Raw genomic sequence first — 9,915 nt, 5'->3', positions numbered from 1 at the left:
TTACCCGGCGCGGGCCGCGGTGCTCATCGCGCCGGTGCTCGGCGGCTGGGCGACGTTCGGCGCCGCGCTGCGCCGCAACCCGGTCGGCACGCTGCCGGCGGTGGTCGGCGGGCCGTTGCGGCTGAGCCGCCGCCAGCTCTTCAGCCGGGAGTTGCCTGAGGCGGAGGCCCGGCGGTACGTCTCCCGGTTGGGCCGGGCGGGCCGACGGGCCCAGTGGCAGCTGCTGACCGGGCGGGACGCCGAGCCGGCGGTGGGTCACCCGCCGGTGCTGGTGCTGGGCAGCCCGGACGACCGGGTCGTCCCGGCGGCGGCGCTGACCCGGGCGGCGCGGCGGTACGGCTCGGCGCCGCTGCTCTTTCCCGGCATGGGGCACGACATGATGCTCGACGCCCGCTGGCAGGAGCCGGTCGACGCGGTGCTGGACTGGCTGGCGAAGGAGCCCGCTCCGGCCGTCCGGGCCTGAGCGCCCGGCGTTCAGTCGCCCCCGCCGAGGCGGGTCAGCAGGGAGCCGCTCTCGTCTAGGGCGGACAGGTAGGAGCGGGCCCAGGCCCGGATGTCGTGGCGGTGCAGGTGTGCGCGCATGGCACGGATGCGCTCGCCGATGTCGTCGGGCCGGGCGCGCAGCGCCGAGAGCAGCCCCTGCTTGAGCCCTTCCAGGTCGTGCGGGTTGACCAGGTACGCCTGCGGCAGCTCGGCGGCCGACCCGGCGAACTCGCTGAGCAGCAGGGCGCCGGTGTCGTCGACGCGGGCGGCGACGTACTCCTTGGCGACCAGGTTCATCCCGTCCCGCAGCGGGGTCACCGCCATCACGTCGGCGACCCGGTAGAGCGCCGCCAGCTCGGCCCGGTCGAAGGGCTGGGTGAGGTAGTGGATGGCCGGTTCGCCGACCCGGCCGAACTCGCCGTTGATCCGCCCGACCTCGCGCTCCACCCGCTCGCGGAGGATCTGGTACTGCCCGACGCGTTCCCGGCTGGGCACCGCCACCTGCACCAGCACGGTGTCGCGGACCTTCACGTCCCCGCTGGCCAGCAGCTCGCTGTAGGCCTTGAGCCGCTGCTCGATGCCCTTGGTGTAGTCCATTCGGTCGACGCTGAGGATCACCTGCTCGGGGCTGCCGAGGTCGCGGCGCAGCCGGCGGGCCCGGTCTGCCACGTCGGGTCGGGCGGAGAGGGCGGCCATCTCGGCGGTGTCGATGGAGACCGGGAAGGCGCCGATCCGGACCACCCGGTCGTCGACCGCGATCCGCCGGTCGGTGGCCGGCAGCTGGAGCACCTTGGCCACCAGCTGGGCGAAGTTGTGCGCCGCCTGGGCCCGCTGGAAGCCGATCAGGTCGGCGCCGAGCATGCCGCGCAGCAGTTCGGCGCGGCGGGGGAGCTGCATGAACAGCTCCGGCGGCGGGAACGGCACGTGCAGGAAGAATCCGATCCGCAGGTCGGGCCGGAGCGCCCGGAGCAGGCCGGGCACCAGCTGGAGGTGGTAGTCCTGCACCCAGACCACCGCGCCGGCCTCGGCCACCTCGGCGGTCGCCTCGGCGAACCGCTGGTTGACCCGCTGGTACGCCTCCCACCAGCGCCGGTGGTGCTCGGGCTGCTCGACGGAGTCGTGGTAGAGCGGCCAGAGGGTGGCGTTGGCGAAGCCCTCGTAGTGGTCGCGCAGGTCCTCCGCGCTCAGTGGCACGGTCTGCATCCGGACGCCGTCCACGTCGGGCAGGGTGGGTGCCACCCCGGTGCCGCCGGCCCAGCCCACCCAGATCGCCGGGGTGTGCCGCAGCAGGGTGTGCAGCGCGCTGACCAGTCCTCCGGGGCTGCGGCGCCACTCACAGGCGCCGTCGGGCGCCGCGCTGTCGTCGATGGGAAGGCGGTTGGCGACCACTACGAGGGAACTTTGTCGCATCTCGGGCATTCCGATCAGCAGGGGAGCGACCGCCGCGACGAGGAACAACCGGGCAGTCAGCGAGGGGAGTGACGGGCAGCGGTATTCCTACTGACAGTAAGTTACACCACTGTTACGCCTGAGGCGTGGAGCGACGACGTCCCGGGATGCGGGCGGGAACGCTCGTCGCGGTGGTGGGCGCCGGTCAGACGACCGCGCCGTCGTCCGGGTCCCGGTCGTCCTCGTCGCCGGGGCGCAGCCGCCAGATCAGCGTGACGAAGCCGGCGAGGATGCCGGTGAAGCCGAACAGGGTGACCACCGACGGGTCGACGGGGAAGAGCGCGGGGAAGAGGAAGAGCACGAAGCCGGCCACGATGGCCAGCACGCCGATCACGGCGTACTTGGAGATGCTGGGCAGCGGCGGGGGCGGCGGCGGGGTGTAGCCCTCGTCGTCCGACTCGTCGTCGGGCAGGTCGTTGCCGAAGGTGTCCAGCCCGTCGAGCAGCGACGGCTCGTCGGCCCGGCTCCGCCCCACGGAGATGCCCGAGATGTCGGCGGCGTACGGCAGCCGGCGCACGTCGGTGGCGGTCGGGGCGGTGGTCTCGTCGGTGCCGGCCCGGGTCACCGGGGTGTCGGCCGGGTCGTCCACGTCCTCGGCGGCGGGCCAGGGGTTGTCGCCGCCGGTCGGCCCGCTGTGGAAGCCGGCCACGATCCGGGCCCACTCGGCGTCGATGTCGGGCTCGTCGTCCCGGGGGCGCTCGGTGGCCGTCTCGTCGGCGAGCTGGGTGAGGTAGTCCCGGGCGGTCATCAGGTGCGACCGGTCGACGTAGAGGCGGTCGACGGGGCGGGCGGGCACGGTGGTGGTGCGGGTCACCGGGTTCAGGTCGGCAGAGGGCTGCAGGTAGGCGGCGATGCCGCCGGCGGCGAGCACGTCGAGCAGGTGCTCGCCGACGCGCGGATCCACGTCGCCCGCGACGGCGTACTCGCTCGCGTCGAGCCCGTTGTCCCGCCGTCCCCGGCGGGCCCCACCCGCTGACACCGGACATCCTCCTCATCGCGCGCCCGCGGCGCGGCCGCCTGAGCCCCCTCGGCGCCGACCCCCGTACGCCGTGCCCTGAATCGTGACACGTCCGGACCCGGTTCCGGGAGTGCGTTGTGTCGCGTCTTCCAAAGTCAGAGGCTCTGCCGCAGGTCGCGACCGGGCCTCTTTGTCCGTTCTTGCTAGGGACGTGCCAGGGGACACCTGAGGTCGTGGTGGTGAGGCCCCGGTCCCGGGCGCAGGGGTCAGCCCCGGCCGACGATCGGTACGCGGGTGGCGGGGGCGATCGACCGACCGGTCGCGTCCAGCGGAGTCACCAGGACGTCCTGGTCGGTCGGGGCGGCGACGACGGTGGCGGGAACAAGGAACACTCCCGAGTGAAGGTCGGCGCGTACCGGGGGTGATCCGACCTCGACGGCCCGCGCCGAGGCGACGGGGACGGTGCCGACGAGCCCGTCCAACACGACGCTCACGGCGTACCGGTCCCCGCCGCCGCCCGCCCCGACCGCCGCCTCGTGCCGCCCCGACGTGAGGCTCTCGACGTACCAGCCGGAGGGGCCGGTCCAGAGCCGCAGCGTCCGGCCGTCGGCCACGGTGACCGTTTCGGTGACGGCGAACCCGGCGGGGGGTTGCCAGGCCGGCGGGGACTCCGCAGCGGGCGGAGCGCAGGCGACGACGGCCGCCAGGACGGGAGTGACCGCCGCGAGCCCGAGCGTGCTCCGGACGGTCGAGCGGTGCCGCGCGACAGCCATGCCAGGATGGTCGCAGCGGCGCACCAGCCCTGCCGCAAAGGGGGAGGCGTGGCGGCTCGACGACCTACGCCGGCGAGGCTGGCCGTGCTGGCCGTCGCGCTGCTCTGCACGGGCGTCCGGGGCCCGGAGGTGCTGCGGGAGGGTGGTTGGCGGGCCTGGGTGGTGTTCCCGGCCACGCTGGTGCTGTTGTGGCTGATCGGGGCGGAGCTGCGGGCGTGGCGGCGCCGCCGGCGCGAGGTTGCCGGCGCCGGGGACCGGGACACCGCCCCGGCGACCGGGGAAGCGGCGTGCCGGATCCCGTGACGGCGGGATGCCGCGGCGGCGGGTGACCGCCGGTCGTGTGAGGGGAAGTTGATCGGTCGTCCGTTGTGGCGCAGGGCCCGCGCTCCGTAGGCTCGTCGGCGACGGCAGCGCTCCCGGGCACGGGCGCTGTCGCGGGGCACACCACGGGAAAGGACGCCGGTGCTGTACTGGCTGCTGAAGTACGTCATCCTCGGGCCGCTGCTGAAGCTGATCTTCCGCCCGCGGGTGGAGGGCCTGCACCACGTACCGGCGACCGGCCCGGTGATCCTGGCCAGCAACCACCTCTCCTTCTCCGACTCGATCTTCACTCCGCTGATCATGCCGAGGAAGGTCACCTTCGTCGCCAAGGCGGAGTACTTTACCGGCAAGGGCATCAAGGGGTGGCTGACCAGGATGTTCTTCGTCGGCACCGGCACCATCCCGGTGGACCGCTCCGGCGGCCGGGCGGCCCGGGCGGCGCTGGACACCCAGCTCAAGGTGCTGCGGGCCGGTGGCGTCGCCGGCATCTACCCGGAGGGCACCCGCTCGCCGGACGGGCGGCTCTACCGGGGCAAGACCGGCGTGGCCCGGCTCGCGCTGGAGAGCGGCGCCCCCGTGGTGCCGGTGGTGATGCTCAACCTCGACGAGATCCAGCCGCCCGGCAAGATCATTCCAAAGGTCGACCGGGTCCGCATCCGCTTCGGCCCGCCGCTGGACTTCTCCCGCTACGCCGGCATGTCCGGTGACCGGTTCGTCGAGCGCGCGGTGACAGACGAGATCATGTACGAGCTGATGGAACTCTCCGGCCGCGAGTACGTCGACATCTACGCGCAGAAGGCCAAGAACCTGCCCCCCGCCGGACCGGTCACCCGCGAGCCGGTCGCCGCCTGACGGCGCCCGTGTCGCCGCGCGGGCGGGCCGGGAGGCGCCGGTGGCCGACTGACGGCGCCGTAGTTTCCTGCCCGGGGTGGGTTCAGGAGGCCAGCGCGGAGTTGGCGGGGGTGGCCGGCGGCCGGGTGAGGTCGAGCAGGCCAGGGACGTCGTTGCGCAGCGCGAAGGCGCGCAGCTCGGCCAGCTCCGGGCGGCCGGCCGTCGGATCGCCGGCCCGCTCCAGCTCCACCGTGGCGAAGGCGAGCGCCAGCATCCGGTCGGTGACGTCCGGGATGCCGGCGTAGATCTCCGCGCCGGCCAGGTGCAGCTCGGCGGCGCGGCGGTGGTCACCGTCCGCGGCGGCCAGCGCGCCGGTGACGGTCCGCAGCGCCCCCTCCGACCAGGGCGTACGGTGGCCCACCCGGCCGAGCATGGCGCGTACCCGCGCGGCGGCGTCCCGCCCGGCGAGGCTCGCCGCGTACCCGGCCGCCGCGATCCACTCCCCGCTGGCCAGGGCCGGCACCGCCGACCAGGAGTCGGCCAGCTCGTCGACGAGCGCCGCGGCCTCCTCCCGGCGGCCCTGCAACGCCCGGCAGAGCGCACCCATGGCGAGCATCGTCCAGCGCAGCCGGTGGAACCCGCTGCGACGCGCGGCGTCCAGCGCGGCGGCGACGTCATCGGGGGGCGGGATCGCGGCGGGGTCGAGGGCGGACCGAACCGGTGGCACCGGTTCCCCGCGCAGCACCAGCAGGCAGGACCGCAGACCGCGGACCTGCATGTCCCAGCTGCCGGTCGGGGTGTCCACGAACGCCTCGGCGGCGGCGAGCAGCCGAGGGACGTCCCCCTCGAACCAGGCGCGCATCGCCTCCGCGGAGTAGCTCGTGGTCAACGTCTGCCCGCTGGCCGTACGGGCCGGCGCGGAGGAGAGCAGGGCGTCCGAGCGCAGCCAGTCGCCCTCCTCGCGGACGGCGTAGGCGAGGTTCTGGATGGCCCGGGGCAGCGCGATGAGTTGACTGGCCCGGCTGAACTCGACGATCGCGTGCAGCTCGTCCAGCCCCGACCGGTCGCCCGCCTGGTAGCGGGCGGTGGCAGAGGTGATCCGGGCGTTGGTGCGGGTCTCGGTCAGCCGGAGGCGCTCGCCGATCTCCGCCGCCGTGTCGGCCGCCGCGACCGCCGGGTCCCGTTCGTAGTTCAGCATGTGCAGCCGGCCCAGCTCGGCGTAGGCGTCCGCCTTCTGGGCGCTGTCGGGCAGCGGCTCGAAGAGCTGGACGGCCCGGTCCAGGCAGGCCAGCGCGGCGGCCCGGTCGGCGCGCAGCCAGGCGGCCTGCCCGAGCAGCGTCCAGGCGCGGGCCGCGCAGGCGTCGTCGCCGTGCGACAGCAGCCGGTCGGCGAGCGCCTGCGCCTGCTCCGGGCCGCCCCCGGAGAGGAAGGCGTTGCCGTCCCGGTAGAACGAGATCTCGGTGCTGAGCAGCTCCAGCTGGAGCCGGTCGACCGGGTCGGAGTCGTCGGCCAGCCCGAGCGCCCGCCCCGCGTGGCTGGCCGCCACGTCCAGGCTGTGCAGCGCGTACGCCCGGCGGGCCGCCCGGTGCAGCGCGGCCAGGGCCGGGCCGGCGAACCGGCCGGTGTCCATGCCCAAGGTGCGGGCGATCTCGTGCGCGGCCCAGCGGTGGTGGGCCAGCACCTCGGCCAGGTCCGTGTCCCGGCTGTGGGAGAGCGCGTCCAGCCAGCCCGCCGTCCGCTCGTGCCGCGCCACCCGCTCGGTGCGGGGCAGCCGCTGGTAGCAGACGTCGCGCACCAGCACGTGCCGGAACCGGTACTCCGGCTGCCCGGCCATGGTCGAGGCGGCCTGCTCGTGGACGAAGTCGCGCTGCTCCAACCGGCGCAGCGCGCGCTCCACCGACTCGACGGGCTGCCCGAGCGCGGCGGCCACCGCCGCCGGCCAGAACTGCACGCCGACCACGGCGGCGGCCAGCAGCACCGTGCGCTCCTTGACCTCCAGCAGGTCGATCCGGTTGGCGATGACCGCGTGCACGCTCTCCGGCATCGGCAGCTCGAGGTGCTTCTCCAGCGACCATCCCCGGCCGGAGCGGCGCAGCGCGCCCTGCTCGATGAGCATCCGGACGTACTCGTGGGCGTAGAGGGGGTTGCCGCCGGCCACCTCGATCAGCGGGGTGAGCATGTCGGCGGAGAACGCCGCCTGGCCGAACATGTGGGCGTACAGCGAGGCGATGCCGGTGTCCCGCAGCGGGGGCAGCGTGATGGTCACCGAGCCGGTGATCGTCCCGGCCCAGCTCGGGTCGCGGTCGACCAGTTCCGGGCGGGCGGTGCAGAGCAGCAGCAGCGGCACGTCCCGGGCCGACGCGCCGAGCAGCTCCACGAAGCGCAGCATCGCGTCGTCGGCCCAGTGCAGGTCCTCGAAGACCAGCACGGTGGGCCGGCGCGCGGCCAACGCCAGCAGGAAGCGCCGCCACGCCGACTCGGCCTCCTCGGCGGGCAGCGGCGTGCCCGGCAGACCGACCAGCGGCCGCAGGGCGTCCACCAGGCGCTCCCGCTCGGCCGGACCGACCAGCTCGGCGACGGCCGAGGCGAGCCGCGGGGCGGCGGTGGAGGCCGGGTCGGTGTCCAGGATGCCGGCCTCGGCCTTGACGATGTCGGCCAGCGCCGCGAACGTCACGTTCTCACCGAACGGCGGGCACCGCCCGGTCCGCCAGGTCAGCGGCTCGTCGACCAGCCGGCCCACGTGCTGGTACAGCTCGCGGACCAGCCGGCTCTTGCCGAGACCCGCCCGGCCGAACACGGTCACCACCTGCGGGCGGCGGTCGCGCAGCGACCGGTGCAGGGCGTTGACCAGCATCCCCAGCTCGTGTTCCCGGTCGATCAGCGGCGTGGCGTCCGGCTGCCGGTCGGTGGGCTGGCGCCGGACCGGGGCGAGGGCCAGCCACACCTCGGTCGGCGCCGACCGCCCGCGCAGGGTGACCGGCGGCTGCTCGGAGTAGCGGATCGCGTCGTGGGTGAGCGCGTGGGTGGTGCCGCAGACCAGGACCCCACCGGGCGGCGCGACGGACTGCATCCGGGAGGCCGTGTTGACCACGTCGCCGGCGACGATCGCCTGGCCGCCATCGCGGGCGGCGGCCACGTCGACCAGCGCCTCGCCGGTGGCCACCCCGACCCGGAAGCGCAGCGGGTCGACGCCGGTGGGGGTGAACCGGGTCAGCACCCGTTGCAGCTCCAGGCCGGCCCGGACGCAGCGCAGGGCGTCCGTCTCGGTCGCCACGGGCGCGCCGAACAGGGCCATCACCGCGTCGCCGATGTACTTCTCCACCACGCCGCCGTACTGCCCGACGACCCGGCGCGCGGCCGAGAAGAAACCGGTCTGCATGCCGCGGACCAGCTCCGGGTCGGCCCGCTCGACGTACGGGGTGAAGTCGATCAGGTCGACGAAGAGCACGCTGACCCGGCGGCGGTCCTCCTGCGGTGCGGCCGCCCGTCGGTCGGTCCCCGGGCGCGGAGCGCCGCACGAAGTGCAGAACGCGACGTCCCGGGCGAGCGGACGAAGGCAGTGTGGACAGACCGCGCCGAGTTCGTTGCCGCAACCACCGCAGAAGCGGTCGCCCTCGGCGGCGGAGCGTCCACAGCGGTCACACTGCGTGGTGATGACACCCTCCACTGGCGAGCCCGCCGGCGCCGGGTCGGCGCCGTGCCGGTGCCAGTATCGCGGTCGGTGCTGCTGTCAGGTACCGGGCTGTTGGCTTGTGGACAGTCCACCGACCGGCTCCCGGGGGCTACATTCAGGCGGCCGAATCTCGACCAATGATCACAGGGGGACAGCTCGATGGTGTACGTCATGCTCCAGTCCGACTGGACCGACAGCAACGGGGTCAGCCACTCCGCGGGGGACTCCGTCGACGTGGACGCCGCCACGCTGGCGACGTTGCAGGCCGAGGGGATCGTCAGCGAGCAGTCCGGCGGTGGCAAGGACGGCACCGAGTGGGCCGGGCCGGGCAGCACCACCAACTGGGCCGGGCCGGGCAGCGCCACGCCCTGACCTGGCCGGCCGCGGCAAGAGGGGTCGGTGCGCCAGGCGGCGCCCCGGCCCCTCGTCGCGTACGGCTCAGCGCTCGCTCATGCCGGCGCGCCGGCGCAGCGCCGCCACGTCGGTGACCACGATCCGGCGGCCCTCGGTGCGCAGCCAGCCCCGGCTGGCGAACGACCCGATCGCCTGGTTGACGCTCTGCCGCGAGCCGCCGGCCATCTCGGCGAGCTGGCTCTGGTTGAGCTCGATGGTGATCATCGGGGCCTGGCTCTCGCCGGCCAGCCGGACCAATGTCTTGGCCACCCGACCGGGCAGGTCCAGGAAGACGTGGTCGGCGTTCTGCTCGGTCAGCCGGCGGATCAGCGCGCCGAGCGAGCGCATCACCGCGTCGAGGATGCGCGGGTTGGAGTGCACCAGCTCCATGAACGCGCCCCGGGACAGCGCGAGCGCGGCGCTGTCCTCGATCGCCTCGGCCGAGGCGGACCGGGTGGAGGCGTCCAACAGGGAGACCTCGCCGAGCACGTCCGGTGGGCGGATGACGGAGAGCACCGCGCGTTCGCCGGTCGGGGCGGTGCGGAAGACCGCGACCGCGCCCCGGCGCAGCACGATCAGCGACTCACCGGGGTCGTTCTCGACGAAGAGCAGCTGGCCCTTGCGGTACGTCCGGGGGACCGCCGCGGCGATGACGCGCTGGCGGACCTCCGGCTCCAGACCGGCGAACATCTCCACACCCGTGAGCGCGTCACCCGGCTCCGGCAGGCGCATCTCCACGGCCCAACCCCTCCCCGGTCAAGGACCACAACTCGCTCACCGGGTGAACCTGAAGGCCCCTGACGAGGTGAACTGACACCGGTTCGGCGTCCGGTAGCGGTACACATCAGATCATGACGGTCCTGTCGCTTGCTGTACACCCCTCAAATCACTTCCGTGACAGTCCCGAGCTGCGACGACCGGCATCGTGGGGTGCGGATCCGGTCCCGGGTGGGGGCCGTCGGGGGCGGGACGGATCCGGTCGCACCGGTGGTCGGGGCCGGCGGGAACGGGGGTCGGGACCACCCTCGCACCCG

General features: G+C 74.3%; 8 protein-coding genes and 1 pseudogene. 4 read left to right on the top strand and 5 right to left on the bottom strand.

Features of this window, described 5'->3' with window-relative positions:
- A pseudogene (locus tag NCC78_RS21615) lies at positions 1-463 on the top strand (alpha/beta hydrolase); the annotation flags it as partial.
- Between the two features lie 11 nt (positions 464-474).
- Here the strand turns inward: NCC78_RS21615 and NCC78_RS21610 are convergent.
- From NCC78_RS21610 to NCC78_RS21600, 3 genes are all read right to left on the bottom strand, one after another.
- Positions 475-1,893 carry an alpha,alpha-trehalose-phosphate synthase (UDP-forming) gene (locus NCC78_RS21610; RefSeq protein ID WP_250796619.1) on the bottom strand — a complete coding sequence of 473 codons (1,419 nt, stop codon included), beginning with the start codon at positions 1,891-1,893 and terminating at the stop codon, positions 475-477.
- Positions 1,894-2,077: 184 nt separating this feature from the next.
- Entirely contained in the window at positions 2,078-2,911 is an 834-nt protein-coding gene (locus NCC78_RS21605; protein WP_250796616.1) for a DUF308 domain-containing protein, read from the bottom strand.
- A gap of 245 nt (positions 2,912-3,156) precedes the next feature.
- Positions 3,157-3,663, bottom strand: a complete 507-nt coding sequence (locus NCC78_RS21600; protein WP_250796615.1) for a hypothetical protein — start codon at positions 3,661-3,663, stop codon at positions 3,157-3,159.
- A gap of 48 nt (positions 3,664-3,711) precedes the next feature.
- Here NCC78_RS21600 and NCC78_RS21595 point away from each other — a divergent pair, with 48 nt between their 5' ends.
- Both NCC78_RS21595 and NCC78_RS21590 read left to right on the top strand, forming a co-directional pair.
- Positions 3,712-3,966 carry a hypothetical protein gene (locus NCC78_RS21595; RefSeq protein WP_250796614.1) on the top strand — a complete coding sequence of 85 codons (255 nt, stop codon included), beginning with the start codon at positions 3,712-3,714 and terminating at the stop codon, positions 3,964-3,966.
- Between the two features lie 159 nt (positions 3,967-4,125).
- Positions 4,126-4,836: a lysophospholipid acyltransferase family protein gene (locus tag NCC78_RS21590; protein WP_250796613.1), complete on the top strand. Its 711-nt coding sequence runs from the start codon at positions 4,126-4,128 to the stop codon at positions 4,834-4,836.
- Between the two features lie 82 nt (positions 4,837-4,918).
- Here NCC78_RS21590 and NCC78_RS21585 read toward each other — a convergent pair whose 3' ends face one another.
- Positions 4,919-8,482 (bottom strand): ATP-binding protein, encoded by a 3,564-nt coding sequence (locus NCC78_RS21585; protein ID WP_250796612.1) that lies wholly within the window; start codon positions 8,480-8,482, stop codon positions 4,919-4,921.
- Positions 8,483-8,647: 165 nt separating this feature from the next.
- On the opposite strand from NCC78_RS21585, the gene NCC78_RS21580 reads away from it, so the two are divergent.
- A complete protein-coding gene (locus tag NCC78_RS21580) occupies positions 8,648-8,860 on the top strand; it encodes a hypothetical protein (RefSeq protein WP_250796610.1) in 213 nt (70 codons plus the stop codon).
- A gap of 66 nt (positions 8,861-8,926) precedes the next feature.
- Here the strand turns inward: NCC78_RS21580 and NCC78_RS21575 are convergent, their stop codons facing one another.
- Positions 8,927-9,619: a Crp/Fnr family transcriptional regulator gene (locus NCC78_RS21575; protein WP_250796609.1), complete on the bottom strand. Its 693-nt coding sequence runs from the start codon at positions 9,617-9,619 to the stop codon at positions 8,927-8,929.
- Between the last annotated feature and the right edge of the window lie 296 nt (positions 9,620-9,915).

It is taken from the genome of Micromonospora phytophila, from assembly GCF_023656545.1.
GTDB lineage: Bacteria > Actinomycetota > Actinomycetes > Mycobacteriales > Micromonosporaceae > Micromonospora > Micromonospora phytophila.
Note: the sequence above shows the minus strand (reverse complement) of the source record. Positions and strands in the feature narration are given on the sequence as shown.